Origin of the sequence: Bradyrhizobium sediminis, from assembly GCF_018736105.1 — a bacterium.
GTDB lineage: Bacteria > Pseudomonadota > Alphaproteobacteria > Rhizobiales > Xanthobacteraceae > Bradyrhizobium.
On sequence record NZ_CP076135.1, the window covers coordinates 1,927,520 to 1,953,703 of the forward strand.

General features: G+C 64.7%; 25 protein-coding genes. 16 read left to right on the plus strand and 9 right to left on the minus strand.

The window, feature by feature from the left end; translation table 11 throughout:
- Window positions 1-139 precede the first annotated feature (139 nt).
- Window positions 140-3,373 carry a bifunctional cytochrome P450/NADPH--P450 reductase gene (locus KMZ68_RS09260; protein WP_215615476.1) on the plus strand — a complete coding sequence of 1,078 codons (3,234 nt, stop codon included), beginning with the start codon at window positions 140-142 and terminating at the stop codon, window positions 3,371-3,373.
- 55 nt (window positions 3,374-3,428) lie between these two features.
- Here the strand turns inward: KMZ68_RS09260 and KMZ68_RS09265 are convergent, their stop codons facing one another.
- Window positions 3,429-4,349 carry an alpha/beta fold hydrolase gene (locus tag KMZ68_RS09265; protein WP_215615477.1) on the minus strand — a complete coding sequence of 307 codons (921 nt, stop codon included), beginning with the start codon at window positions 4,347-4,349 and terminating at the stop codon, window positions 3,429-3,431.
- Window positions 4,350-4,536: 187 nt separating this feature from the next.
- Between KMZ68_RS09265 and KMZ68_RS09270 the strand changes: the two genes are divergently transcribed.
- The 12 genes from KMZ68_RS09270 to paaE all read left to right on the plus strand — a co-directional run bounded on the left by KMZ68_RS09270 (window position 4,537) and on the right by paaE (window position 14,659).
- Complete coding sequence (locus KMZ68_RS09270) at window positions 4,537-4,923, plus strand: hypothetical protein (RefSeq protein ID WP_215615478.1); 387 nt, start codon at window positions 4,537-4,539, stop codon at window positions 4,921-4,923.
- 14 nt (window positions 4,924-4,937) lie between these two features.
- A complete protein-coding gene (locus KMZ68_RS09275) occupies window positions 4,938-6,017 on the plus strand; it encodes an alpha/beta fold hydrolase (protein WP_215616267.1) in 1,080 nt (359 codons plus the stop codon).
- Window positions 6,014-6,610 (plus strand): GNAT family N-acetyltransferase, encoded by a 597-nt coding sequence (locus tag KMZ68_RS09280; protein ID WP_249779574.1) that lies wholly within the window; start codon window positions 6,014-6,016, stop codon window positions 6,608-6,610. The genes KMZ68_RS09275 and KMZ68_RS09280 overlap by 4 nt, the downstream gene beginning before the upstream one ends.
- Before the next feature lie 182 nt (window positions 6,611-6,792).
- Complete coding sequence (locus tag KMZ68_RS09285) at window positions 6,793-7,269, plus strand: phasin (protein WP_215602766.1); 477 nt, start codon at window positions 6,793-6,795, stop codon at window positions 7,267-7,269.
- Between the two features lie 211 nt (window positions 7,270-7,480).
- Window positions 7,481-8,767: a DUF445 domain-containing protein gene (locus KMZ68_RS09290; RefSeq protein WP_215616268.1), complete on the plus strand. Its 1,287-nt coding sequence runs from the start codon at window positions 7,481-7,483 to the stop codon at window positions 8,765-8,767.
- Between the two features lie 184 nt (window positions 8,768-8,951).
- Complete coding sequence (locus KMZ68_RS09295; protein WP_215615480.1) at window positions 8,952-9,722, plus strand: esterase/lipase family protein; 771 nt, start codon at window positions 8,952-8,954, stop codon at window positions 9,720-9,722.
- Window positions 9,723-9,889: 167 nt separating this feature from the next.
- Window positions 9,890-10,759: a phenylacetic acid degradation operon negative regulatory protein PaaX gene (paaX, locus tag KMZ68_RS09300; RefSeq protein ID WP_215615481.1), complete on the plus strand. Its 870-nt coding sequence runs from the start codon at window positions 9,890-9,892 to the stop codon at window positions 10,757-10,759.
- A 68-nt stretch (window positions 10,760-10,827) separates the two neighbouring features.
- On the plus strand, window positions 10,828-11,823 hold the full coding sequence (gene paaA, locus KMZ68_RS09305; RefSeq protein ID WP_215615482.1) for a 1,2-phenylacetyl-CoA epoxidase subunit PaaA: 996 nt from the start codon (window positions 10,828-10,830) through the stop codon (window positions 11,821-11,823).
- Between the two features lie 17 nt (window positions 11,824-11,840).
- Entirely contained in the window at window positions 11,841-12,128 is a 288-nt protein-coding gene (gene paaB, locus KMZ68_RS09310) for a 1,2-phenylacetyl-CoA epoxidase subunit PaaB (protein WP_215602761.1), read from the plus strand.
- A 163-nt stretch (window positions 12,129-12,291) separates the two neighbouring features.
- The gene (gene paaC / locus KMZ68_RS09315) at window positions 12,292-13,068 is read left to right on the plus strand and encodes a 1,2-phenylacetyl-CoA epoxidase subunit PaaC (RefSeq protein ID WP_215615483.1); all 777 of its coding nucleotides are present in this window, start codon (window positions 12,292-12,294) and stop codon (window positions 13,066-13,068) included.
- Window positions 13,062-13,565, plus strand: a complete 504-nt coding sequence (gene paaD / locus KMZ68_RS09320) for a 1,2-phenylacetyl-CoA epoxidase subunit PaaD (RefSeq protein WP_215615484.1) — start codon at window positions 13,062-13,064, stop codon at window positions 13,563-13,565. The genes paaC and paaD overlap by 7 nt, the downstream gene beginning before the upstream one ends.
- Window positions 13,556-14,659, plus strand: a complete 1,104-nt coding sequence (paaE, locus tag KMZ68_RS09325; RefSeq protein WP_215615485.1) for a 1,2-phenylacetyl-CoA epoxidase subunit PaaE — start codon at window positions 13,556-13,558, stop codon at window positions 14,657-14,659. Before paaD ends, paaE begins: the two co-directional genes overlap by 10 nt.
- 121 nt (window positions 14,660-14,780) lie before the next feature.
- Here paaE and paaK read toward each other — a convergent pair whose 3' ends face one another.
- Both paaK and paaI read right to left on the minus strand, forming a co-directional pair.
- Window positions 14,781-16,112, minus strand: a complete 1,332-nt coding sequence (gene paaK, locus KMZ68_RS09330; RefSeq protein WP_215615486.1) for a phenylacetate--CoA ligase PaaK — start codon at window positions 16,110-16,112, stop codon at window positions 14,781-14,783.
- A 36-nt stretch (window positions 16,113-16,148) separates the two neighbouring features.
- Window positions 16,149-16,613, minus strand: a complete 465-nt coding sequence (gene paaI / locus KMZ68_RS09335; RefSeq protein WP_215615487.1) for a hydroxyphenylacetyl-CoA thioesterase PaaI — start codon at window positions 16,611-16,613, stop codon at window positions 16,149-16,151.
- A 192-nt stretch (window positions 16,614-16,805) separates the two neighbouring features.
- On the opposite strand from paaI, the gene KMZ68_RS09340 reads away from it, so the two are divergent.
- Together KMZ68_RS09340 and KMZ68_RS09345 are read left to right on the plus strand one after the other, a co-directional pair.
- Entirely contained in the window at window positions 16,806-17,831 is a 1,026-nt protein-coding gene (locus KMZ68_RS09340; protein ID WP_215615488.1) for a quinone oxidoreductase family protein, read from the plus strand.
- 228 nt (window positions 17,832-18,059) lie between these two features.
- On the plus strand, window positions 18,060-19,139 hold the full coding sequence (locus tag KMZ68_RS09345; protein WP_371741435.1) for a YeeE/YedE family protein: 1,080 nt from the start codon (window positions 18,060-18,062) through the stop codon (window positions 19,137-19,139).
- On the opposite strand, the gene KMZ68_RS09350 is transcribed toward KMZ68_RS09345, so the two are convergent.
- From KMZ68_RS09350 to KMZ68_RS09370, 5 genes are all read right to left on the minus strand, one after another.
- On the minus strand, window positions 19,122-20,075 hold the full coding sequence (locus KMZ68_RS09350; protein WP_215615489.1) for a fatty acid desaturase family protein: 954 nt from the start codon (window positions 20,073-20,075) through the stop codon (window positions 19,122-19,124). The two genes, KMZ68_RS09345 and KMZ68_RS09350, sit on opposite strands and share 18 nt — an antisense overlap.
- Window positions 20,076-20,241: 166 nt before the next feature.
- Entirely contained in the window at window positions 20,242-21,465 is a 1,224-nt protein-coding gene (locus KMZ68_RS09355) for a bifunctional alpha/beta hydrolase/OsmC family protein (RefSeq protein WP_215615490.1), read from the minus strand.
- Window positions 21,466-21,498: 33 nt separating this feature from the next.
- Window positions 21,499-22,164, minus strand: coding sequence for a sulfite oxidase-like oxidoreductase (locus KMZ68_RS09360; protein WP_215615491.1), 666 nt, complete (start codon window positions 22,162-22,164; stop codon window positions 21,499-21,501).
- 70 nt (window positions 22,165-22,234) lie between these two features.
- Window positions 22,235-23,434 carry a cytochrome P450 gene (locus tag KMZ68_RS09365; protein ID WP_371741467.1) on the minus strand — a complete coding sequence of 400 codons (1,200 nt, stop codon included), beginning with the start codon at window positions 23,432-23,434 and terminating at the stop codon, window positions 22,235-22,237.
- A 136-nt stretch (window positions 23,435-23,570) separates the two neighbouring features.
- Window positions 23,571-23,780 carry a ferredoxin gene (locus tag KMZ68_RS09370; protein ID WP_215615493.1) on the minus strand — a complete coding sequence of 70 codons (210 nt, stop codon included), beginning with the start codon at window positions 23,778-23,780 and terminating at the stop codon, window positions 23,571-23,573.
- A 172-nt stretch (window positions 23,781-23,952) separates the two neighbouring features.
- On the opposite strand from KMZ68_RS09370, the gene KMZ68_RS09375 reads away from it, so the two are divergent.
- Entirely contained in the window at window positions 23,953-24,600 is a 648-nt protein-coding gene (locus KMZ68_RS09375; protein ID WP_215615494.1) for a TetR/AcrR family transcriptional regulator, read from the plus strand.
- 156 nt (window positions 24,601-24,756) lie between these two features.
- On the opposite strand, the gene KMZ68_RS09380 is transcribed toward KMZ68_RS09375, so the two are convergent.
- Complete coding sequence (locus KMZ68_RS09380; protein ID WP_215615495.1) at window positions 24,757-26,178, minus strand: amidase; 1,422 nt, start codon at window positions 26,176-26,178, stop codon at window positions 24,757-24,759.
- Between the last annotated feature and the right edge of the window lie 6 nt (window positions 26,179-26,184).

Below are 26,184 nucleotides of genomic sequence, written 5' to 3' on the forward strand. Positions count from 1 at the left end.
GTCGTCATTGCGAGCGAAGCGAAGCAATCCATCTGGCCATAGCGAAGACTGGATTGCTTCGTCGCAAGGGCTCCTCGCAATGACGAGGTAAGAGCAGGGCTCGTTGCTAGGATTAAGACAAGGCAGGGGTAATATCGCGATGGCGTCCACGAATCGACTGAGCCCGATCCCGCATCCGCCCACCAAGCCGGTGGTCGGCAACATGCTGTCGCTGGATTCCTCCGCGCCGGTGCAGAATCTGGCGCGGCTCGCCAAGGAGCTGGGGCCGATCTTCTGGCTCGACATGATGGGCGCGCCGATCGTCATCGTTTCCGGCCACGCTCTGGTCAATGAGCTCAGCAACGAAAAACGCTTCGACAAGGCGGTGCGCGGACCCTTGCGCCGGGTGCGCGCGATCGGCGGCGACGGACTGTTCACCGCCGACACCACGGAGCCGAACTGGAGCAAGGCCCACAACATCCTGCTGCAGCCGTTCGGCAACCGCGCCATGCAGTCCTACCACACCAGCATGGTCGATATCGCCGAACAGCTGGTGAAGAAGTGGGAGCGGTTGAACGCCGACGAGGAAATCGACGTCGTGCACGACATGACGGCGCTGACGCTCGACACCATCGGGCTGTGCGGCTTCGACTACCGGTTCAACTCGTTCTACCGGCGCGACTACCATCCGTTCGTGGCGTCGCTGGTGCGCTCGCTCGAGACCATCATGATGATCCGCGGCCTGCCGCTGGAAAATCTCTGGATGCAGAAGCGCCGGCGCGACCTCGCCGGCGACGTCGCCTTCATGAACAAGATGGTCGACGAAATCGTCGCCGAGCGCCGCGGCAACGCCGTGGCCGCCGAGGGCAAGAAGGACATGCTCGGCGCCATGATGACCGGCGTCGACCGCTCGACCGGCGAGCAGCTCGACGACGTCAACATCCGCTACCAGATCAACACCTTCCTGATCGCGGGGCACGAGACCACCAGCGGCCTGTTGTCATGCACGCTGTATGCGCTGCTGAAGCATCCCGAGGTTCTCAAGAAGGCGTATGAGGAGGTCGACCGGGTGCTCGGGCCGGACATCGACGCCAGGCCGACTTATCAGCAGGTCACCCAGCTCACCTACATCACGCAAATATTGAAGGAAGCGTTGCGGCTGTGGCCGCCTGCGCCGGCCTATGGCATCTCGCCGCTCCAGGACGAGACCATCGGCGGCAAGTACAAGCTGAAGAAGAACACTTTCATCACCGTGCTGGTGCTGGCCCTGCATCGCGATCCCAGCGTCTGGGGGCCGAACCCCGATGCCTTCGATCCGGAAAATTTCAGCCGTGAGGCCGAGGCGGCGCGTCCCGTCAACGCCTGGAAGCCGTTCGGCAACGGCCAACGCGCCTGCATCGGCCGCGGCTTTGCCATGCATGAGGCGGCGCTCGCGATTGGGATGATCCTGCAGCGCTTCAAGCTGGTCGACCACCACCGCTACCAGATGCATCTGAAGGAAACGCTGACCATCAAGCCGGACGGTTTCAAGATCAAGGTTCGGCCGCGGACCGACAAGGAGCGCGGCGCCTTTGGCGGCCGTGCAATGACGACGGCGGCGGCTTCGACCGCGGCGCCGCGGCCGGCGCGGACGCGCCCAGGGCACAACACGCCGCTTCTGGTGCTCTACGGATCGAACCTCGGCACCGCCGAGGAACTGGCGACCCGCGTCGCCGACCTCGCCGAGGTCAACGGGTTTGCGACCAAACTCGCGCCGCTCGACGAGTACGTCGGCAAACTGCCGGAGCAGGGCGGGGTGCTGATCTTCTCCGCCTCGTATAATGGCGCGCCGCCGGACAACGCCACCCAATTCGTCAAATGGCTGGGCCGTGGTCTGCCGAAGGATGCCTTTGCCAAGCTGCGCTATGCGGTGTTCGGCTGCGGCAACAGCGACTGGTCCGCGACCTATCAGTCGATCCCGCGCCTGATTGACGAGCAACTGGCGGCGCACGGCGCGAAGAGCGTCTATGCGCGCGGCGAGGGCGATGCCCGCAGCGATCTCGACGGCGAATTCGAAAGCTGGTTTGCAAAGCTCGCGCCAGCGGCGATGAAGGAGTTCGGCGTCGATTCCAGTTTCAGCCGCGCCGACGATACCCCGCTTTACACGATCGAGCCGGTGGCGCCGACCACGGTGAATGCGGTCGTCGCACTGGGCGGCGCCGCGCCGATGAAGGTGCTGGCCAACTACGAATTGCAGAACAAGGCGGGCGCCAATCCGTCCGACAGGTCGACCCGGCATATTGAGGTCGAGCTGCCTGCCGGCATCAGCTACCGGGTCGGCGATCACTTGAGCGTGGTGCCGCGCAACGATCCGGCGCTGGTCGATTCCATCGCCCGCCGCTTCGGCTTTCTCCCTGCCGATCAGATCCGGCTGCAGGTCGCGGAGGGACGGCGCGCGCAGTTGCCGGCCGGCGACGTCGTGTCGGTCGGCCGGCTGTTGACCGATTTCGTCGAATTGCAGCAGGTCGCGACCCGCAAGCAGATCCAGCTCATGGCCGAGCACACGCGCTGCCCGGTGACCAAGCCGAAATTGCTGGCCTATGTCGGCGACGACGACGGCGCCACCGAGCGCTATCGTTCCGATGTGCTCGGCAAGCGCAAATCGGTGTTCGATCTGCTGGAGGAACATCCGGCCTGCGAATTGCCGTTCCACGCCTATCTCGAAATGCTGTCGCTGCTGGCGCCGCGCTATTATTCGATTTCGTCGTCGCCCTCGGTCGATCCGGCGCGCTGCAGCGTCACCGTCGGCGTGGTCGAAGGCCCCGCGAGTTCGGGGCGCGGCGTCTACAAGGGCATCTGCTCGAATTACCTCGCCAGCCGCCGCGCCGGCGAGACCGTTCACGCCACGGTGCGCGAGACCAAGGCCGGATTCCGGTTGCCCGACGACCCCGGCGTGCCGATCATCATGATCGGGCCGGGAACGGGTCTGGCGCCGTTCCGCGGCTTCCTGCAGGAGCGCGAGGCGCGGAAAGCGCGGGGCGCCAGCCTCGGCCCGGCGATGCTGTTCTTCGGCTGCCGGCATCCCGACCAGGACTATCTCTACGCCGACGAACTGAAGGCGTGCGCTGCTGCCGGGATCGCCGAGCTGCACACCGCCTTCTCGCGCGCCGATGGTCCGAAGACCTATGTGCAGCACCTGGTGGCGGCGCAGAAGGACCGCGTCTGGAGCCTGATCGAGCAGGGCGCGATCATTTACGTCTGCGGCGACGGCGGCAAGATGGAGCCGGACGTCAAGGCCGCGCTGGTGGCGATCTATCGCGAGCGCAAGGGCGTCGACGCCGATGCGGGGCTGCGCTGGATCGACGAGCTCGGCACGAAGAATCGCTACGTGCTGGACGTCTGGGCGGGCGGCTAGCGCGAATTTTCAACCTGCCGTTCCGGCGAACGCCGGGACGACGACAACCAAGGCGCTACGCCGCCTTCGCCGCCGCGCCATGGGCATGCTTGTCGATCGCGTCGATGATCTGCGGCCACATCGGGATCGGCAGCGCGTGGCCCATGCCCTCGATCATCAGGAGCCTGGCGCCGTGGATCGAGGCCGCGGTGTCCTTGCCGCCCTCGGGGCGCACCAGCGGATCGACGGTGCCGTGAATGACCAGCGTCGGCGCCTTCACAGCATGCAGCCGTTCCTTGCGGCTGCCGGAGGCGAGGATGGCGCGGAGCTGCCGGCCGACGCCGTTGGGATTGAGGCCGCGGGCGAAGGTGCGTTCGGCGCGTTCGAGGTCCTTGGCTTCGTCGAGCGGGAAGCTGCCGACGCGCAGCACCTTCCAGGTCTGGGCGAAGCGCTTGAGATATTCTTCCCTGGTGGTCGGGGGTGGCGCCATCAGCATCGCTGCGGCCTCGCGGGTCGGCGGCGGCACTTTCGGATTGCCGGTCGTCGACATGATCGAGGTGAGCGAGCGGACCCGGTGCGGAAACGAGATCGCGACTTCCTGGGCGATCATGCCGCCCATCGACGCGCCGACCAGGTGGGCCGACTTGATGCCGAGCGCATCCATCAGCCCGGTGGTGTCCTCGGCCATGTCGCGGAGCTTGTAGGGCGCCTGGACCGGGATCTTCAGGAACCGCAGCTTGAGCAATTCGAGCGGGGTCAGGCGCTTGCCGCCCGACAGGTGACTGGACTTGCCGATGTCACGGTTGTCGAAGCGGATGACGCGGAATCCGCGGCCTGCAAGCTCGCGGCAGAATTCGTCGTCCCACAGGATCATCTGGGCGCCCAGCCCCATGATCAGTAGCATCGGCTCGGCCCCGGCGTCGCCGAAGCTCTCGTAGCAAATATCGATGCCGTTGGCGCGGGCGATCTGCGGCGGCTGGTGGGCGAGTGAAGTCACCTGCGTAATCCTCGAATGGCAATGCAATGGGAAACCTATGGCACGGTTTTTCGCGCTGCAGAAGGCTCCGGTGCGGCAGAAAGACTGACAAATCGGCCGGCGATGTTGACCGTGCTGTCGCAACAGTGTGGTATGCCAAAAACAGGCGAGGCGCAAAAGGCCCGCGAGATGATGCTGGAGGGCGCCAATGGCAGACAAGAGCAACGATCCGGTCGCGATCTGGCAGAACATGATCGGCGAGATGGAGAAGGGATTCAATTCCTTCGCCAATCAGGCGATGGCGTCGCCGGAGTTTTCCAAGGTCGTCAATCAGGTCGGCGGGGTCACGGCGGGCGCGCAGAAGCAGCTCGGCGACCTCATGGAGAAATATCTCGTCAGCATGAACCTGCCGAGCCGGGCGCAGATGGCCAGTATGGCCGAGCGGCTGCAGTCGATCGAAGGCCAGCTCAACGAGATCAAGGCGCTCTTGCACCAGGTCCACAACAATTCCGGCGCGCCGGACAGCGGATATCCGGCGGCGCCGAAGCCGCCGCGGACCAAACGACCGCCTTCATCAGGCGGAGAGCAGAAATGAACGCCAGTGCCGGCTTGAATGCCGCGGGCCTCGATCTGGCCTCGATCCCGGACCGGATCCAGTCCGAGGTGCAGCGCGCGATCCAGCGCAGCATCAAGGGCGTCGAATACATTTCCTCCTCGGGGCCGTCGCTCGGCTCGACGCCGAAGGACATCCTGGCCGTCCGCGGCACCATGAACCTCTATCACTATCGCCCCGTCGCGGACGAGATCTACCGGGTGCCGATCCTGATCGTGATGGCGACCACCAACCGCGGCTACATCCTCGACATGGTGCCGGGCCAGAGCTTCATCGAGTTTCTCCTGAAGCGCGGCTACGACGTCTACATGCTGGATTGGACCGCACCGAAGCCGGAAGAGAAGAACCTGCGGATGGAGGACTACGTCCTCGACTTCATTCCGGACTGCGTCCGCCGCGTGCAGCAGGATTCCGGCGAGACCGACGTCACCGTGATCGGCTATTGCTTCGGCGGCGTGCTGTCGCTGCTGTACGGATCGATCTTCAACGAAGGACCGATGAAGAACCTGATCTGCTTCACCACGCCGGTCGATTTCCGCGAGATGAAGTTGTTCCAGAATTTCTCCGACAAGCGCTATTTCGACGTCGACCGCCTGATCGACAGCGTCGGCAACGTCCCGCCCGAGATGATCCTGTCGTCGTTCGAGATGCTGCGACCGGCGTCGCGCGCCGCCAGCCAAGTGCAGTTGTGGGAAAACATCTGGAACGACGAATATGTCAAGTCGTACCGCATGTTCGACCGCTGGGCGACCGATACGCTGCCACTGGCCGGCGAATATTTCCGCACCATTGCCAGGGACCTGATGTGGGACAACAAGCTCTACAACGACGCGATGTCGGTCGGCGGGCGCAAAGCGGATATTTCGAAAATCAAGGTGCCGATCCTGCACGCGGTCGCCGAGCACGATCACATCGTGCCTTATGACGCGGCCAAGCCCCTGATTCAGAAGATCGGCTCGACCGACAAGGAAGAGGTGATCCTGAAGGGCGGCCATGTCAGCCTGGTCGCCGGCGCCAACGCCATCAAGCGGCTATGGCCGAAACTCGATTCATGGTTATGCGAGAGATCGATATGAGCAGCGATATCAGAACCTATCCGCGCCGCGTGCAGACCGAGGCCGGCGAGATCGAATTCCGCCTGATGTCGCAGGCGGACGAAGCCGCCGTGCTCGACTTTGCGCAGAAGCTGCCGGTGCACGATCTGTTGTTCCTGCCGCGCAACATCAGCGAGCCCAAGGTGCTGTCAGCCTGGATCAAGGAGATCGAGCGCGGCGCCATCACCAGCATCCTCGCGGTGAAGGCGGGCAGGGTGGTCGGATGCGGCACCTTGGTGCGCGATCCCTGGTCGTGGTCGCCGCATGTCGGCGAAATCCGCAACGTGGTCTCCTCGGAGGTGCGCGGCCAAGGGGTCGGCCGGGCGCTGTCGCAGGAGACCTTTGCGCTGGCGCTGAGCGCCGGCCTGGAGAAGCTGGTGGTGCAGATGACGGTGGATCAATCCGGCGCCATCGCGATCTTCGAGGGCCTGGGCTTCAAGGCCGAGGCGCTGCTGCGCGACCATGTGAAGGACAAGGATGGCAAGACCCACGATATCGTGGTGCTCGGCCACAACGTGGCCCAGGTCCGGGCCCAGCTGGAAGCCTACGGGCTGCCGGGCGCCGTGCAGCACTAAATACCGTTGCCGGGCGCTTTACCGGGCAAAACGCCCAATCCCGAGGCCGATCACGAGTTCGTGATATCGCACCGCAACATTGATGTTGCGACGCACCATTAACCGTGTCATATAGACCTTGCCCCGGGCCAAATCCGGACGGGGTGAGCCCATAGCTCAAACCCTGAGGATGGAGAAACCCCATGACCACCGAAACCAATTCCGTGCTGAACACCGTCAAGGAAGCCTTCGCGCCCGTCACCGAGGCGTTCACCAAGCTCCAGAACATGGAAGTTCCGGAAGCCGCCCGTGAGTTCGTGAAGAAGCAGACCGAGACCGCCAAGGAACGCGCTGCCGACCTTCATGCCGGCTCCGAGAAGGTGACCGCCGCGATCGAGACCGCCGTTGCCGGTTCGGTTTCCGAGGCCGCCAAGATCAGCCGCAACATCCAGGACGCGATCTACCAGGACGCCCAGGAGTTCTTCGCCGGCATCGACAAGCTGGCTTCCGCCAAGTCGCTCAACGAAGCGGTCCAGATCCAGTCCGACATGGTCCGTGCGCGCGGCGAAGTGCTGGTGTCGCGGGCGAAGGCCTCGACCGAATATCTCGGCAAGCTCGTCGCCGACGGCGCCAAGACCGCTCAGGACAACTTCGCCAAGGTCTACAACAAGACCGCCTGATCGATATCGAGTCAGTAGCGTCAGTTCGAAGGCCCGCTTAGGCGGGCCTTCTTTTTGACGGGCACGTCAATAGATCATCATTGCATCCTCCGTCATTGCGAGGAGCGTAAGCGACGAAGCAATCCAGTTTTGCTCGGCGAGATGGATTGCTTCGCTTCGCTCGCAATGACGGATGCTGCTATCGTCGGGCCCCGACACCGCGAAAGCCATCATGATCGTCCCCGGCACCTTCTCTTTCGACGCACCCGGCGACGCCGCGCGCGCGGCCGAGCTGCGGCGCGTCAAGGCGCTGGCGACGCTGGTGCTGGCGGCCACGCTGGCGCTGTTCATTACGGCGAAGTCGCTGCTGCACGTGCATCCGGCGTTCGGCTTCGTCGCCGCGTTCGCGGAGGCCGCCACTATCGGCGGCCTCGCCGACTGGTACGCGGTGGTGGCGTTGTTCAAGAGGCCGCTGGGACTGCCGATCCCGCACACCGCGATCATCCAGAGCAACCAGCACCGCATCGCCGACAAGCTCGGCGAATTCATCGAGGTGCACTTCCTCGAAGCCGCACCCGTCGAAGCCAAGCTGCGCCAGATCGATTTCGGCTCGTTCATCGCCGACTGGCTGCGCGACCGCAAGCGCAGCGACGATCTCGCCCGCTTTGCGCTGCGGCTGTTGCCGGAAGCGGTGTCGGCGACCGAGACCTCGGGCCTGATGACGTTCATCACCCGGCGCATCGCCACCCAGTTGCAGGGGATCGATCTGGCGCCGCTCGCCGCCGGCACGCTGCGCGGCTTCGTGCAGGAGGGCAGGCATCAGGGCCTGCTCGACGACATCCTGCGCGTGGTGCATCAGTCGCTGACCCAACCGGAAACCATGGCTGTGATCCGTGAGAAGATCCGCGACGAATTGCCGACGCTGTTGAAGCTCTACCGCGCCGACAAGTTCCTGGTGAAACGTATAGTGGCGTCCGCGACCACGTTTTTCGAGGAAGTGCGCGACGATCCGCAGCATCCGTTCCGCGGCGAATTCAATCGCATGCTGCTGTCGTTCGTTGACCGGCTCGGCAGCGACAAGGCCTTCGCCGATCGCCTCGACGGATTGAAGCGCGACCTCCTGGCGCGCCCCGAACTCGGCGACCTCGCGCGCAACATCTGGTCGAACGCGCGATCCTTCATCGAACGCAGCGCCAGCGGCGAAACCCAGGTGCTGCAGCAGCATCTTGCCGGAATGTTCGTGAAAGCGGGCGAGGCGCTCGCGGCCGATGCCGAGCTGCGCGCTGAGATCAACCAGGGTCTCGTCGCCGTGCTCAGGAGTTTCATCGCCGATCAGAAGAGCGGCGTGTCGAGCTTCATCTCCGATCAGGTCAAGGCCTGGGATATGGGGCAGCTGATAGCGCTGATCGAAATCAACATCGGCAAGGACCTGCAATACATCCGTTTCAATGGCGCGCTGATCGGCGGATTGGCCGGGCTGGGGCTGTACACCGTGGAATTACTGCTGCGCCTGCTGTGACTTTTAGATCACGGCGCCCGCATTAAGTGCGGGCACCTATTGTCCCATCGGCAGGCAGCCGCTTGAATGAAGGAATCGGTGCCATAGCTTCCTTCAAGAGATTGCTGCACTGCGAAACGAATGTGCGTGAGCCGCGTTTTCAATTGACCGATTGGGTCGATGCCGACCCTGAAGAGGAAACCTGATGTCCGCCACTGCCCAGACACTGCGCCCGCCGTCCAGAACCCTGATGTTTCTGGAAGGGCGCGCCCTTCACGAGTTCGGCGCATTTCTCGGCGCATTGCCGCTGCTCAGCCTCGCGCCGAAGGGCGACGGCCATGCCGTGCTGGTGTTGCCCGGCCTCGTCGCCTCGGACACCTCGACGCGGCCGTTGCGCAGCTTCCTGAAGAACCGTGGCTACGCCGTCAGCGGCTGGCGGCAAGGCCGCAATCTCGGCCTGCGCCATGGCGTGCAGCACGCGATGGTCGACCTCGTGCATGAATTGAACGATACCCATGGCCGCAAGATCAGCCTGGTCGGCTGGAGCCTCGGCGGTCTCTATGCGCGCCAGCTCGCCAAGATGATGCCCGATCGCGTGCGCTCGGTGATCACGCTCGGCAGTCCGTTCGCGGGCAGCCCGAAGGCGACCAACGCGTGGCGGGTCTACGAGATGGCGAGCGGCCGCAGCGCCGAGGAAGAGGATCACCGCTTCGGCGGGGCGCTTTCCGAAACGCCGCCGGTGCCGACCACCGCGATCTTCAGCCGTACCGACGGCATCTGCGCGTGGCAGGGCTGCATGGAAAAGACCTCCGCGACCTCCGAAAGCATCGAGGTCGAAAGCAGCCATTGCGGCATGGGCCATCATCCCGCGGTGGTCTACGCCGTGGCCGATCGCCTGGCCCAGCCCGAAGGCACATGGGCGCCGTTCGACCGCAACGGCTGGCGCAGCCTCGTCTATCCCGATCCGCACCGCTAGGCGCGTGGTGGCTTCATCCTTCGAGACGCATCGCCGTTGGCGATGCTCCTCAGGATGAGGTCTCAGACCCTCATGGTGAGGAGCGTGGCACTGCCACGCGTCTCGAACCATGAGAGTCCGGGTCGTGAGCGTTGTCGCGACTCCCGAAAACGCGGTATGCGTGGCACATGCCGCAGCCGCTTGCCCGCATCATCTCTCAGCTCAAGCGTGAACCGTCGCGCACCGGCTCCATCGTCATCACGGTGTTCGGCGACGCCATCGTGCCGCGCGGCGGCTCGGTCTGGCTCGGCACGCTGCTGAAATTCTTCGAGGTGCTCGACATCGACAGCGGCGTGGTGCGCACCGCGATGTCGCGGCTCGCTGCCGATGGCTGGCTCGAGCGCCACAAGGTCGGCCGCAACAGCTTCTACCGGCTGGCGCGGAAAGGGCGTCAGACCTTCGACGCCGCGACCCGGCACATCTACGATCCGCAGCCGTCCGACTGGACCGGACGCTTCGAGCTGCTCTTGATCGGCAATGGTGAGGATCGCGACGCCTCGCGCGAGGCGCTGAAGAATGCCGGCTTCGGCAGTCCGCTGCCGGGCGTCTGGGTCGCGCCGTCGGGCGTTCCCATTCCAGAGGAAGCCGCAACCGCGATTCGCCTGGAAGTCTCCGCCGAGGATGACAGCGGCCGCCGCCTGCTGACCGAAAGCTGGCCGCTCGAGCGCACCGCCGACGCCTATCTGAAGTTCATCAAGACCTTCGAGCCGCTGCGGGGCTGGGCCGGCCGCCGCGAACGCTTGTCGGAGGCTGACGCCTTCACCGCGCGGATCCTGCTGATCCATCATTACCGGCGGGTGGTGCTGCGCGACCCGCTATTGCCGACGGCGCTGCTCCCTGTGGACTGGCCGGGCCGGGCCGCCCGAACGCTCTGCGGCGAGATCTATCGGGGGGTGCTTGCCGCGTCCGAACAATGGCTTGAGCGGAACGGAACCTGCGAGACCGGACCGCTGCCCGGCGCCGCCAAGGACCTGGCGCGCCGCTTTACCGGCGTGTAATTATGTTACAAGAATTGCTTGAGTTACGTTTATTCTGATATATGTTAATTATCTTCCGGGAGACGGCCATGTACACGCAGGCGCTCAACACGTCCGACGCTGATGACCGCAATATCGAGGACGCCGCGCACGCGACGGCGTTTCAGGCGCGCATCGATGCCGAGGAGCGCATCGAGCCGAACGACTGGATGCCGGCGGCCTATCGCAAGACGCTGACGCGGCAGATCTCGCAGCACGCCCATTCCGAAATCGTCGGCATGCTGCCGGAAGGCAACTGGATCACGCGCGCGCCGTCGCTGCGCCGCAAGGCGGCGCTGCTCGCCAAGGTGCAGGACGAGTGCGGCCACGGTCTCTATCTCTATGCCGCGGCGGAGACATTAGGGGCCTCGCGCGAGGAACTGGTCGATCAGATGCTGGCCGGCAAGGCCAAGTATTCCTCGATCTTCAACTATCCGACCCTGACCTGGGCCGACATCGGCGTGATCGGCTGGCTGGTCGATGGCGCGGCGATCATGAACCAGATCCCGCTGTGCCGCTGCTCCTATGGTCCCTATGCGCGCGCGATGATCCGCGTCTGCAAGGAGGAATCCTTTCACCAGCGGCAGGGTTACGAGATCATGCTGACGCTGGCGCGCGGCTCCGAGGAGCAGAAGGCGATGGCGCAGGACGCGCTGAACCGCTGGTGGTGGCCGGTGCTGATGATGTTCGGGCCGCCCGACCAGGTGAGCCAGCACAGCGACACCTCGACCAGATGGAAGATCAAGCGCTTCTCCAATGACGAACTGCGCCAGAAATTCGTCGATGCCACGGTGCCGCAGGCGCAGTATCTCGGCCTGACCATTCCCGATCCCGGCATGAAGCAGAACGCGGCGACCGGGCATTGGGAATACAGCGCGATCGACTGGGAAGAATTCAAGCAGGTGCTGGCCGGCAACGGCCCCTGCAACCGCGACCGGATGGCGGCGCGGCGCAAGGCGCATGACGACGGCGCCTGGGTCCGAGAGACGGCCCAGGCCTATGCCGAGAAACGCAAGCGCCGGCAAGTCGCGCAAGCTGCCGAATAGAGTTGAGGGAGATCGTCATGTCCACGCCCAATACCCCGCTGTGGGAAGTCTTCATTCGCAGCCGCAACGGGCTCGCGCACAAGCATGTCGGCTCGCTGCATGCTTCAGATGCGACCATGGCGGTGCAGGCCGCGCGCGACCTCTACACCCGTCGCGGCGAGGGGCTGTCGATCTGGGTGGTGCCGTCGAGCGCGATCACTGCGTCCGATCCGGCCGACAAGGCCATGATGTTCGAGCCGGCTGAATCCAAGATCTACCGCCATCCGACGTTTTACGAGGTGCCCGAGGAAGTCGGGCATATGTGATGCTCTCCCTGAGAGCTCACTAATACGGACCTCATCCTGAGGAGCTTGCGAAGCGAGCGTCTCGAAGGATGGGAGCAACACCGAATTCGCGGCCATCCTTCGAGACGCGCGCAAGGGCGCGCTCCTCAGGATAAGGCTGGAGATTGATGAGCGAGTGGAAAGAATGGCTGTCGCGTCCATAACCGTCTCCGAAACCCCGCTGCTGCTGTACACGCTGCGCCGCGCCGACGATGCGTTGATTCTCGGGCACCGGCTGTCGGAATGGTGCGGCCATGCGCCGATCCTCGAGGAAGACATGGCGCTCGCGAATATGGCGCTCGATCTGCTCGGCCAGGCGCGCGAACTCTATACCTATGCGGCCGAGGTCGAGGGCAGGGGTAACGACGAAGACAAGCTGGCCTATCTGCGCGACGTCAGGCAGTACCGCAACCTGCTGCTGCTGGAGCAGCCCAACGGCGATTTCGCGCGCAGCATGGTGCGGCAGCTGTTCTACTCGGCCTTCGCCGACCTCTATTGGCGCGCGATGATGATATCGAGCGACGCCACGCTGGCGGCGATCGCGGCAAAGTCCGAGAAGGAAAGCGCCTATCATTTGCGGCATTCGTCGGAATGGATCGTCCGGCTCGGCGACGGCACCGAGGAGAGCCACGCCCGCGCGCAAGGCGCGATCGATGACCTCTGGGCCTTCACCGGCGAGATGTTCGAGGTGGATGCCGGCGAGCGCGCCTTGATTGATGCCGGCATTGCCGTCGATCCCGCGGGCCTGCGTTCGCAATGGCTCGACACGGTCTCCGGTGTCGTGGGTGAGGCGACGCTGGTTCTGCCCAGCAACGACTGGATGCAGCAGGGCGGCCGCGACGGCAGGCACAGTGAGCATCTCGGGCATTTGCTCAGCGAGCTGCAATCGATGCAGCGGACCTTTCCGGGGGTCGCATGGTGAGCACTGTATTCAGCGATGCCGGGTTGCGGCAACACGCGTGGGATACCGCGGCGACCGTGGTCGATCCTGAAATTCCCGTGCTGACCATCGCCGATCTCGGCGTGCTCCGCGATGTCGCGATCAACGATGGCCGGGTCGAAGTCGCGATCACGCCGACCTATTCCGGTTGTCCCGCGATGAACATGATCACGCTCGAAATCGAGATGGCGCTGGAACGCGAAGGCTTCCGCAATACGAAGGTGCGCACCGTGCTTTCGCCGGCCTGGACCACCGACTGGATGAGCGAGGACGGCCGCCGCAAGCTCAGGGAATACGGCATCGCGCCGCCACAAGCCGCAGGCTCCCGTCGCGCGCTGTTCGGGGTGCAGCAGGTGGCGTGCCCGCAATGCGGCTCCGGCGATACCGAAGTGCTGTCCGAATTCGGCTCGACCTCCTGCAAGGCGCTGTGGCGCTGCAAGAGCTGCCGCGAACCGTTCGACTATTTCAAATGTCACTGATCGTTGAGGCGTCATTGTCCCACACACCCCGTTTTCACCGTCTCGCCGTCAACGATCTGCGCCGCGAATCGTCCGACGCGGTGTCGCTGACCTTTGCGATCCCGAAGGAGTTTGCCGGCGACTATCATTTTTCACCGGGCCAGTATCTGACCTTGCGCACGATGATGGATGGCGAGGAAGTGCGCCGCTCCTATTCGATCTGCTCGGGGCCCGACGATGGCGAATTGCGCATTGCGGTGAAGAAGGTCGACGGCGGCGCGTTCTCGAGCTGGGCCGCCGACGAATTGAAGACCGGTGATGAACTCGACGTCATGACCCCGACCGGCCGCTTCGGCGTTGCGCCCGCGCCCGGCGAGGCAAGGGTCTATGTCGGCTTCGCCGCCGGCTCCGGCATCACGCCGATCCTGTCCATCGTCAAGGGCGTGCTGGCGCGCGAGCCGGACAGCCGCTTTTTTCTGTTCTACGGCAATCGCTCCACCGGCGGCATGCTGTTTCGCGAGGCGCTGGAGGAACTGAAGGATCGCTATCTGCAGCGGCTCTCGGTGTTCCATGTGATCTCGGGCGAAGAGCAGGATATCCCGATCCTGCATGGCCGGCTCGACGGCGACAAGGTGAGGGTGCTGCTGCGCTCGCTGGTCCCGGCCGCCTCGGTCGATCACGTCTTCATCTGCGGTCCGACCGGCATGAGCGAGGATGTCGAGGCGACCTGCCGCGACATCGGCATTTCAGCCGACCGCATCCATGTCGAGCGTTTCGTCTCCGGACTCGGCGGCAAACCACGCCCCAAGACGGCGGTGCCGGCAAGCGCGCCGCCGAAGGCGCATGCCGCGCTCATCATCGACGGCAAGCGCCGCGAGGTGCCGGTCGCCGAAGGCGAGGCTATTCTCGACGCCGCCTTGCGCGGCGGCGTGGACCTGCCGTTCGCCTGCAAGGGCGGCATGTGTTCGACCTGCCGCGCCAAGCTGGTCGAGGGCAAGGCCGAGATGGAAGTGAATTACTCGCTGGAGCCGTGGGAGCTCGAGGCGGGCTTCATCCTCACCTGCCAGGCGCGGCCGACCACGGACAAGGTCGTGGTGGATTACGATCACGTTTAGCGTGTGCTCATCCCCGTCATTCCGGGGCGCGCGTTAGCGCGAACCCGGAATCCGGAAGTTATTGCCGCGAGATTCCGGGTTCAGCCCTGCGGGCTGCCCCGGAATGACGGCGGTGGGTGGACTAATCCTTCGGCCGCTTGTCGAATATGCGCCTGGCCTTGCCGAGCGAGCGCTCCAGCGTTTCCGGCGCCACGGCGCGGATCCGGGCGGTGATGCCGATGGTGTTCTTGATATAGGCGGTGACCCGCTCGGTATGCTCGACCAATCCGCTCTCGTCCCAGTGTTCGGGGCGGGCTTCCGCCACCACCGTCATCTCGTCCATCCGTCCCTCGCGGGTCAGTTCGATGATGAAGTGGCCGCCGCACCAGTCGGCGCCGAGCAGCACTTCCTCGATCTGGGTCGGGAACACGTTGACGCCGCGCAGGATGATCATGTCATCGGAGCGCCCGGTGACCTTCTCCATCCGCCGCATGCCCGGCCGCGCCGTGCCCGGCAACAGCCGGGTCAGGTCACGGGTGCGATAGCGGATGATCGGGAACGCTTGCTTGGTCAGCGAGGTGAAAACCAGTTCACCCTTTTCGCCGGCGGGCAATACCGCGCCGGTCTCGGGGTCGATCACTTCGGGATAGAAATGATCCTCCCAGATGTGCAGGCCGTCCTTGGTCTCGATGCATTCCTGCGCCACGCCGGGGCCGATTACCTCGGACAGTCCGTAAATGTCGGTGGCGTCCATGTCGAACGACTGCTCGATCTCGGTGCGCATCGCATTGGTCCAGGGTTCGGCGCCGAAGATGCCGACCTTTAGGGATGACTTGCGCGGGTCGAGGCCCTGGCGCTTGAACTCGTCCAGGATCGCCAGCATGTAGCTCGGCGTCACCGTGATGATGTCGGGCCGGAAGTCGTTGATCAGCTGCACCTGCCGTTCGGTCATGCCGCCGGACACCGGCACCACGGTGCAGCCGAGCTTTTCGGCGCCGTAATGCACGCCGAGGCCGCCGGTGAACAGGCCATAGCCGTAGGCGTTGTGGATGATCATGCCGCTGCGGCCGCCTGCGGCGCGGATCGAGCGCGCCATCACGTCCGCCCACATGTCGATGTCGGCCTGGGTATAGCCGACCACGATCGGCTTGCCCGTGGTGCCGGAGGAGGCGTGGACCCGGACCAGTTTCTCGCGCGGTACCGCAAACATGTTGAACGGGTAATTGTCGCGCAGGTCGGTCTTCACCGTGAACGGGAAGTTCGCAAGATCCGACAATTGCCGGAAATCCGCCGGCTTCACCCCGGCCTGGTCGAAGGCCTTTTTGTAATGCGGGACATTGTCGTAGGCATGCGCCAGCGTCCACGCCATGCGCCTGGTCTGCAGCGCCGTCATCTCGTCGCGCGATGCCCGCTCGGCCTGGTCCAGCTCGGCGCTGTAACCGCTGCTGTTGGATTGAGTATTGGTCGAAGCCATCGCAAGTTTCCTGGCAGGTTTCCTGAAATCGGCGCTCTATCGCGCCTTGGCGTCCGTTCCGGCGGCCGGCACCCAGGCGCCGCCGATGGTGCGGGAATGGCCGCGCAACTCGGCAATCGCTGTGTCATCGACGGTGACGCGCACGTCGTAGATTCCGGAACGGCCGGTTCGCGAGATTTCCCGCGCCGTCGCCACCAGCCGGTCGCCGAGCTTGCCCGGCCGGATGAAGGTGATGTTGCACTGCGCCGCCACGGCGCGCTCGTTGTGGGAGTTGCAGGCAAAGGCGAAGGTCGAATCCGCCAGCAGGAAAATGAAACCGCCATGGGCGATGCCGTGGCCGTTGACCATATGCGGCTTGACCGTCATCGACATGACGGCTTCGCCGGCCCTGATCTGCAGGATCTCCATGCCGAGACCCTGGCTGGCGTCGTCTTCCTTCCACATCGCGTCGGCGCAGGCGCGAGCGAGATCGTCCGCCGACAGCGTGGCCTTGACGTTCACTGCGGGTTCCCCGCGAGCAGGATCGGATGCAAGAGCGTTCTCCCCAAGACCGGTTCAGGCCGCTGTGGGCCTGTTGTAACAAGCCTCTTGAACTCAGCGATCAGTCGGTTAGTCATGATGCGAAGCCACCATGGTGTCAACGATCCCTGCGGGCGTCAAATCGCTGGAAACCGCCACAAATCGGGAAGACCCATGATACCCGCCCCTCCAAAACCAAATGGCCCGCCGGTTGCCGTCGAGGCGCGCTGCGTGCGCCTGCTGGCGAAGGCTGTCGATCCGGCCTCGCTGGCGCCGGTGGTCGAGCGGCGCACGCTGTCGCGGGCCTTGAACGAGCTGCTGATCGAGGTCAAGGCGGCGGCGGTCAATCCGTCCGACGTGAAGGCCGCCACCGGCCTGATGGCTTATGCGGTGTTTCCGCGCACGCCCGGCCGTGACTATGCCGGCGTCGTGATCGACGGGCCGGCCGACTGGATCGGGCGCGAAGTGTTCGGCTCCTCGGGCGACCTCGGGATCCGGCGCGACGGCAGCCATGCCACGCATCTCCAGGTGGAAACCGAGGCCGTGGTCGACAAACCCCGCAATATCTCGTGGGAGGAGGCGGCCGGGATCGGCGTGCCCTTCGTCACCGCGATCGAAGGATTCCGCCGCGCCGGCATGCCGAAGCAGGGCGACACCGTGCTGGTGATGGGCGTCAACGGCAAGGTCGGCCAGGCCGCGGTGCAGATCGCCAGCTGGAACGGCGCCCGCGTGATCGGCGTGGTGCGCAAGAGCGAGCCGTATGAAGGCCATGCCAACGGCAAGGTCGAAGTGATCGACGCCTCGGTGAGCGATGTTGCCGCGCGCGTCCGCGAGCTGACGGACGGCAAGGGCGCCGACATCGTCTTCAACACCGTCGGCGATCCCTATTTTCAGGCGGCGCACAAATCGCTGGCGTTGCGCGGACGTCAAATCCTGATCGCCGCAGTCGACCGCATCGTGCAGTTCAACATCCTCGAATTCTATCGCGGACAGCACACTTATGTCGGCATCGATACGCTGGCGCTGTCATCGATCGCGACCGGGACGGTGCTCCGGGAACTCGGTCCCGGTTTCGCCAGCGGGCATCTGAAGCCGTTCCCGATTCTGGCGAGTGCGATCTATCCGCTGGAGCAGGCCAAGGCAGCCTATATTGCGGTGGCCGGCTCCTCGCGCGACCGCGTCATCCTGCGGCCGGTATAAGCCATTCGATCCCTTCATTTCGCGCTTCCGCAGCGGGAACGAAACCATTCGCATTTCGATCGGGAGCGAAGGTTTTATTCTCTCTGCGCGGCGGCGCGCGATAGCTTCATTCTTTGCTGTCGCAGACCGTGGACGGTCCCATGCGGGAAACGTTATAGCTGTGCTGATTTTGCAGCATATTTGAGCCGTGCCGGCCGTCGTTGGCCGAGAAAGCCAAGGGAAAAACCAGTGCAGGGCGTGGACAATATTGTCGTGGTGAGCGGACTTCTGATCGGCCTCGCCTATGGCGCGGTCGGCCTGTTGAGCGGCTTCTGTCTGCTCAGTAGCCTGCGCGGCTGGTGGGCCGACGGCGACAGCCGGCTGGTCCGGACCTACGCGCTGGCGCTCGGCGTCGCGATCGCGGCAACGCAGCTGCTCGCCGCCGGCGGCCTCGTCGATCTCGGCAAGACGATCTATCTGCAGCCGTCGTTTTCCGCACCGCTGATGTTCGCCGGCGGATTGCTGTTCGGTTACGGCATGGTGCTGTCGAACGGCTGCGGCTCGCGCGCGCTGGTGCTGCTCGGGCGCGGCAATCTGCGTTCGTTCGTCGTGGTGATCGTGCTCGGCATCGCCGCGCAGATGACGCTGAAAGGCCTGATCGCGCCGCCGCGCGTCGCGGCGCTGCAGCTGTCGCAGACGGCGCCGAAGATCATCTCGTTGCCGGCGCTGCTGTCGGCGTTCGGCCTCAGTGAGACGTTCGCCCGCATGCTGGCGGCGTCCGCCATCTCGGGCGCCCTCATCATCTTCGCGTTCGCGCATGCCCCGTTCCAGCGCGCCTGGGGGCAGATCGCCGCGGGGCTCGCGGTCGGCCTGCTGGCCACCGCGGGATGGTTCGCGACCGGCTTTCTCGGCGCCGACGATTTCAATCCCGCCGCGGTGACGTCGCTGACCTTCATCGCGCCGATCGCCGATGGCGTGCAGTACGTCATGCTGTCGACCGGGCTGACGCTGAATTTCGGCGTCGTCATGGTGGCCGGCGTGTTCGCCGGAAGCCTGCTGACGGCGTTGGCGACGCGTCGCTTCCAGTGGGAAGGCTTCAACTCGCCGCGCCACATGCTGCGCTCGATCGCCGGCGCGGCGCTGATGGGCGCGGGCGGCGCGATGGCCTATGGCTGCTCGATCGGGCAGGGCCTGACCGGCCTGTCGACACTGGCGCTGGCGTCATTCGTCGCGGTCGCCGGGATTCTGTTAGGGACGGCAGCAGGCCTGCGCGGCGCGCTTCGCGTGCAGCCGCTGGTGCCGGCGCAGGAATCAGCCCCGCGGACCTGAGGTCGCCAGCCGCATCACGTCGAGATAACCGGGGCGCACTTCCATCCGCTTGATCAGGCCTTTCTCGGCCAATAGCCGATGTGCTTCCGGCAGCCGGTAGCACGGCAGGTACATGAACAGATGGTGCTCGGCGTGATAGTTCACCCAATAGGGCGCGATCAGTAGCCGCTCGATCGGACCCGCGAGCGTGGTGCGGGCGTGGCTGAACGGGTCTTCGCCGGTCGAGGTGCAGGCGTGCTCGGCGATGTTGCGGATCCGCGTCACCAGCGGCAGCCAGGTCGCCATCCCGACCACCCAGACGGCCCAGTACCAGATGCCGGCGCCCGCCAGCCAGAACAGTGCGAACATCACCGCGTTGACGCCGAGAAATCTTGCCATCTTGTCGGCGCCGCTGGAGACGAAGCTCTCGTGCGACACCTTGCCGTCGCCGTCCTTGCGCCGGAACAGCGACAGGAACAGCGGCAGCCGCTGCTTGACGAAAGTTTGCCCTGTGAGATCCCGGATCGCCTTGCGGGTGTAGCTCTCCTTGGTGATAGGAAACGGTGCCGACAGCGACAGGTCGGGGTCCTCCGGCTGCTGGGTGAATTTGTGATGCTGCAAATGGTACGAGCGATAGCTGGCGAGGTCGGCACCGACAGGCACCGCGCACAGCCATTGCCCGACCCATTCATTGACCGCCTTGTTGCTGTGCAGTCCGCCATGCGCGGCTTCATGCATCAGGATCGCCAATCCCAGCTGGCGCGTGCCGACCACCATCACCGCGATCAGCCAGGTCAGCGGATTGGGCCACAGCATCACCAGCGCGATGGCGGCTGCGATGGTGCCCCAGGCGTGAAGCACCAGCCACATGCCGCGCAGCGAACTGCGCGACGTCAGCCGGCTCCACTCCTCCGGCGTAAAGACCGTCTTGGGGTCGACACGGGCCACCATCGGCATGGGCAGTTCTCTCAATGCAATTTTCGGCTCGGGGGCTTCATCCTTCGAGACGGCTTCGCGTCGCGCCTCCTCTGGATGAGGTTTGAAACCCTCGTGGTGGGGAGCGCGGCAACGCCGCGCGTCTCGAACCATGAGGCCATCGATGATACGCCCGCTCGACTGTTCGTCAATCGGCCGCTGATGTCACGATATGGATCTCCGAGGTGAGGGTGCGGTGCACCGGGCACTTGTCGGCGATTTCCATCAATTTTCTGCGCTGTTCGGCGTCGAGCGCGCCTTCCATTGAAATCACCCGGTCGAACCGGTCGAGCATGCCGGCCCTGGTCTCGCACTCGGCGCAATCTTCCGCATGAATCTTGCTGTGGTTCAGCGTCACCGTGACGCGTTCCAGCGGCAGCGATTTGCGGTCGGCATACATCCGCAGGGTCATCGAGGTGCAGGCGCCGAGGCCGGCCAGCACGAGATCGTAGGGTCCCGGTCCGGTGTCGTCGCCGCCGGCGGCAATGGGTTCGTCGGCGATCATCCGATGCGGCCCGACCGAAATGGTCTGCTGGAACTTGCCGCTGCCGGTCTCGCGCACCACCACGCTGCGCGGCGCGTCGCCTGAAACGGACGGCTGCTCGGGCAGGGCAAGATCGACATAGCGTTCCGCCCAGGCGGCGATGACGCCGGCGACATAGGAGGCGTCGCGCTTGCCGGAAAGCAGGTGATCGGCGCCCGCCAGCGAAACGAAACTCTTGGGATGCCTGGCCGCCACGAAGATATGCGTGGCGTTGTCGATGCCGACGGTGTCGTCGGTCGGCGAATGCATGATCAAGAGCGCCTTGTGCAAATTCGTCACCTCCGCCATCAGGCTGTGCCCGGCGATATCGTCGAGAAATTCGCTGGTGATGTGGAATGGCCGCCCGGCGAGCTGGACTTCCACCTTGCCGTGCTTGCGGATGTCCTCGATGCGTTCCCTGAACAGGCCGGTGACGTGGGCGGGATCGGACGGCGCCGCAATGGTGACGACCGCTTTCGCGTCGGGAATTTGCCCGGCGGCGGCGAGGATGGCGGCGCCGCCGAGGCTGTGGCCGATCAGGATCGTCGGCGCTTTTCGTGTTTCGCGCAGATGGTCGGCGGCCCGCACCAGGTCGGCAACGTTCGAGGAGAAGTTCGAGTTGGCAAAATCGCCTTCGCTGGAACCGAGGCCGGTGAAGTCGAAGCGCAACACCGCGATGCCCCTGGCGGCCAGCGCCGCCGCGATGCGCCTGGCCGCGAGCACGTCCTTGCCGCAGGTGAAGCAATGCGCGAACAGCGCATAGGCGAGCGGAGTGCCTTCCGGCAAATCCAGCGATGCCGCCAACTGGTGGCCCCCCTCACTGGTGAATTGGAAGCGTTCAGTGGGCACGTTCAAGCTCCATGGTTCGGATCGGCCAAAGCATCAACCCCTGGAATAGCGCTCTTCCTTCCACGGGTCGCCGCGATTGTGATAGCCGCGGACTTCCCAGTAGCCCGGCTTGTCTTCGGCCAGGAATTCGATGCTCTGCAGCCACTTCGCGCTCTTCCAGAAATAGAGATGCGGCACCACCAGCCGCACCGGGCCGCCATGCTCCTGCTCCAGCGGCGCGCCGGACCAGCCATGCGCGAGCAGGGCATCTTCGGCGGCGAAATCTTCCAGCGTTAGATTGGTGGTGTAGCCGTCATGACAATGCAGCACCACGAAGCGCGCCTCCGCGCGCGGCCGGCAGGCGTCGAGCAGATCGCGGGTTGAAAGCCCCTCCCACCGGTTGTCGTAGCGCGACCAGGTGGTGACGCAATGGATGTCGGATATGAAATTGACCTGCGGCTGCGCGGTGAACTGCGCAAAATTCCAGAACAGCGGCTCCTCGACTGCGCCGTAGACATCGAGGCGCCAGCGCTCGCGGGAAATATTCGGGGTGACGCCGAGGTCGAGCGTCGGCCAGTCCCTTGTGAGATGCTGCCCGGGCGGCAGGCGCTGCTCCGCGGGACGGGACGTCCTGCCGGTAAGGAAGCGGCCCTGCTGCGCCCAGCGCTGCTTGCTGCGCGTCAGCTTTGAGTCCGGAGGCGGTTCGTCCTGTTCGGCCATTCCAGACCTTCGGTTCCGACTTGATCAGAACCGAAAGTCTAGCATGGAGCCATCACGAGAAGCGAACGCCTCAGGCCGATTTCCCGAACAGCACCGGAAGCTGCCGCGGCCCGCGCACGGTGCCTTCCGACCATTTGACCTGACCGGCCGGGTCGAGCTTGAAGTCCGGAATCCGCTTCAGCCATTCCTCGATCGCGACCGTCATTTCCATGCGTGCGAGGTTGGAGCCGACGCAGCGGTGAATGCCGAGTCCGAAGGCGACATGGCGATTCTCCTTGCGGTCGATCACGACCTTGTCGGCATCGGGGAACACGGCCGGATCGCGGTTGGCGGCGGGAAACGACAGCAGCACCATGTTGTCGTGCTTCACCGGGCAGCCGCTGATCACGGTGTCCTTCATCACCTCGCGCGCCATCGTCACCGGCGCATAGGCGCGCAGCAATTCCTCGATCGCGGTCGGCATCAGTTCCGGCTCGGCGATCAGGCGGTCGCGATCCGCGGGCGTCTTCGCCAGATGCCACAATGAGGCGCCGATCGCGCTCCAGGTGGTGTCGATGCCGGCGATCAATAACAGCCGCAGCGAACCCAGCACGTGTCCGTCGGCCAGCGGCTGGCCGTTCTTGTCGCGGGCGTTCATCATCGTCATGATCAGGTCGTCGGTCGGGTTCTTCTTGCGCGCCTCGATATGACCATGGAAGTAGCCGGTCATCTCCTGGACCGCGCGCATCATGGTGGCGTCGTCCTTGATGCCGAGCTCGAGAATTTCGTGGATCCACTTGATGAATTGGTCGCTGTCCTTTTCGGGGATGCCGAGCATGTGGGCGATGGCGCGGACCGGAATGTGCTTGGTGTAGCGCGCCGCGGCGTCGCATTTGCCGTCGGCGATGAACTCGTCGATCAGCTCGTTGCAGATCGCGCGAACCCGGGGCTCGAGCTTCTTCATCGCGTCGGGCGTGAACGGCGGCAGCAACAGCTGCTTGGCGGGCTTGTGCTCGGGCGGATCGGAGGTGATCGGCGGCGCGGTGTTGGTAATCGGCGGCCGCACGTCGCGCACGATGACACGGCGCGAGGAGAAATGCGTGGTGTCGTAGGCGATTTCCTTCACTGCCTCATAGGTGGTCGGCATGTAGCAGCCGAGAAAGCGGTCGGTATGAACCACCGGCGATGCCGCCCGCAATTCGTCCCAGATTGGATACGGATTTTCCGTCCAGTGCGGATCGGTATGGTCGAAATCGTGCACCCAATCTTTCACGGGAGGATGCTCGGGCATCGCGGGGGCGGCGTCGGGAATGGCGCGGGCGGGATCGGACATCAGGGTAAATTCCTCTGGTTCGTTCGCTGGATCTACGATTGCGCTAAAAGAAATCGGTCAGCAGATTCGAATCGGCGGCACAGGGGTGACGCGGTTACTCTTCGGTGACTTCGATCGCGATCTCAGGGCAATTGGCCCGGGCGAGCCAGGCCTTTTCCTCCATCCCTGCAGGCACGGAGCCGTCGCCGACCTCGTGCGCATTGCCGAACTCGTCGAGCTCGAACAGTTCGGGCGCCAGCGCTTTGCAGCGGGCGTGTCCCTGACACTTGTCCTGATCGACGTGGATCTTGAGTTTTCCGGCCATCTGACGCGCTTCTCCCCGAACTCACCTGCAGCCTTGCTGCCGTGTTGCGTTTCCACTTGCTGTCTTATTATTCTAACGGCGCTGACCGTATTGGCTGCGTCGTTAAATTATAGCATATTACATTCGTGCCGCGGTTGTGGTGTCAAGTGAAAAGTCAGGGATCAGGACGCAGATGCCGCCTCGGTTAGCCCGCAAACCGCTCAATACCTACCACCATGGCGATCTCCGCGACGCCCTGGTTCGGGCCGCATTGGCCGAGGCGGAGCAGGGCGGCCCGGAAGCCATCAGCCTCAAGGCGCTGGCAAAAAAGCTCGGCGTCTCGCAACCGGCGCCGTACCGGCATTTCGCCGACCGCGAGGCCTTGCTGGCGGCGGTCACGGCGGAGGCCTTCCGGCAATTTTCCGCCATGCTGCGGGAGTCGATCAGCGGACCGTCGAAACAATCGAAGCTGTCGCGCCTCGCGCAGGCCACGCTTTCTTTCGGTCTTCGCCGCAACGGGATCTACCGCCTGATGTTCGCGTCGCGAACCATGGCCTGCGCATCGAAAGGCAGCGAGCTGCACAACGCGGCCTTTGAGACGTTCGGCCTCGTGCTGGAAGCGCTGGAAGCGCCCGCCGTCGGATTGTTGCGCGAGCGGCAGGCCCTGCAAATCTGGGCCGCGCTGCACGGCGTGGTGATGCTGGCCGAGCAGGGACTGCTCACCGGCCAGGTTGCCCAGATCAGCCGGGAAGAACTGGTCGAGGAGATCGTGGAGCAGAGCAAGCTGGCGCTCTCGGTCGCTATCAAGGCCGCCGGTACCGGCGCGCGCGTGGCGGGCTAGGACTAGACATGGGGGCTTCATCCTTCGAGACGCGCGCGAGTGCGCGCTCCTCCAGCGATAACGGCTTTGCCGTTACGCGGGGATGAGGTCTCAGACCCTCATGGTGAGGAGCGCGTCGCGCGTCTCGAGCCATGAGGCTGCGGGCGAGCCGCGGCGTTACTTCGGCGGCCTCGGATCGATCGGCGTGGTGCCGCGTACACCGAGAATATCCTCCAGCACTTTGGCGCCGGCGAGAAGCCTTGCCTCGCCGCGCGGCGGCGCCACCATCTGCAGGCCGACCGGCAAGCCGGACGCGGTGAACCCGCACGGCAGCGACAGCGCCGGGCAGCACACCAGCGTGATCGCATAGACGATGCCGAGCCATTCGACGTAGTTGTCGAATTTCTTGCCGGCGCATTCGGCGACATAGCGGTTCTCGACCGGAAACGGTGCGACGATGGTCGCCGGCGTCAGCAGCAGATCGTAGCTGTTGAAAAATTCCAGCGTGCGCGCGGTCATCGCCACCCGCTGGGCCTCGGCGCGCTCGAGCTGCTCGACCGTGAGCTTGAGACCTTCCTCGATGTTCCAGATCACCTCGGGCTTGAGCTGATCGCGCTTCTCGCGCAGCAGCGCCGCCTTGCTGAGCGCGAAGTCGAAGGCGCGCAGCACGTGGAAGCATTCATGGGCCTCGCGCAGGTCCGGATGCGCGTCCTCGACGATGGCGCCGGCCTCGGCGAAACGCTGCGCCGCCTTGCGGGTGATGGCGGCAACCTCGGGATCGACCGGGGTGATGCCGAGATCCGGCGAATAGGCGATGCGCTTCGGCTTGTTGCCGGAACGTGCGGCGGACAGGAACGAGGTCGGCAGCGCCGGCAGCGACAGCGGATCGGCCGCATGCTCGCCGCTCATGGCGTCGAGCAGCAGCGCGAGATCCTCGACATTGCGCGCCATCGGGCCCTGCACGCCGAGATTGCGGTCGATCGCGGCGGCCGGCGTATGCGCGACGCGGCCGATGCTCGGGCGCAGACCGACGATGCCGCAGAAGCTGGCGGGATTACGCAGCGAGCCGCCCATGTCGGAACCATGCGCCAGCCAGGCCATGCCGGTGGCGAGCGCCACCGCAGCTCCCCCGGAGGAGCCGGCGGCCGAGCGCGACGTATCCCAGGGATTGCGGGTCGCGCCGAACACCTCGTTGAACGTGTTGGCGCCGGCGCCGAATTCCGGCGTGTTGGATTTGGCGTAGATCACGCCGCCATTGCTTTCGAGATGTTCGACCAGGATATCGGAACGTGCGGGGATATTGTCCTTGTAGATCGGGGAGCCCTGCGTCGTCAGTACACCCGCGACATTGGTGAGGTCCTTGATCGGAACCGGCATGCCCGCCAGCAGGCCGCGGCTCCCGGCCGGCTTCTTCATCAGTTCTTTGGCATGCGCCCGGGCGCGGTCGAAGCACAGCGTCGGCAGCGCGTTCACCTTGCCGTCGACCTCGGCGATGCGCTTCTCCAGCACGTCGAGCAGATCGAGCGGGGTGACTTCGCCCTTGTTCAGTTTGTCGACGATGGCGCACGCCGTCGCATTTACCAGTCCCTGATCAGCCACTCGTAT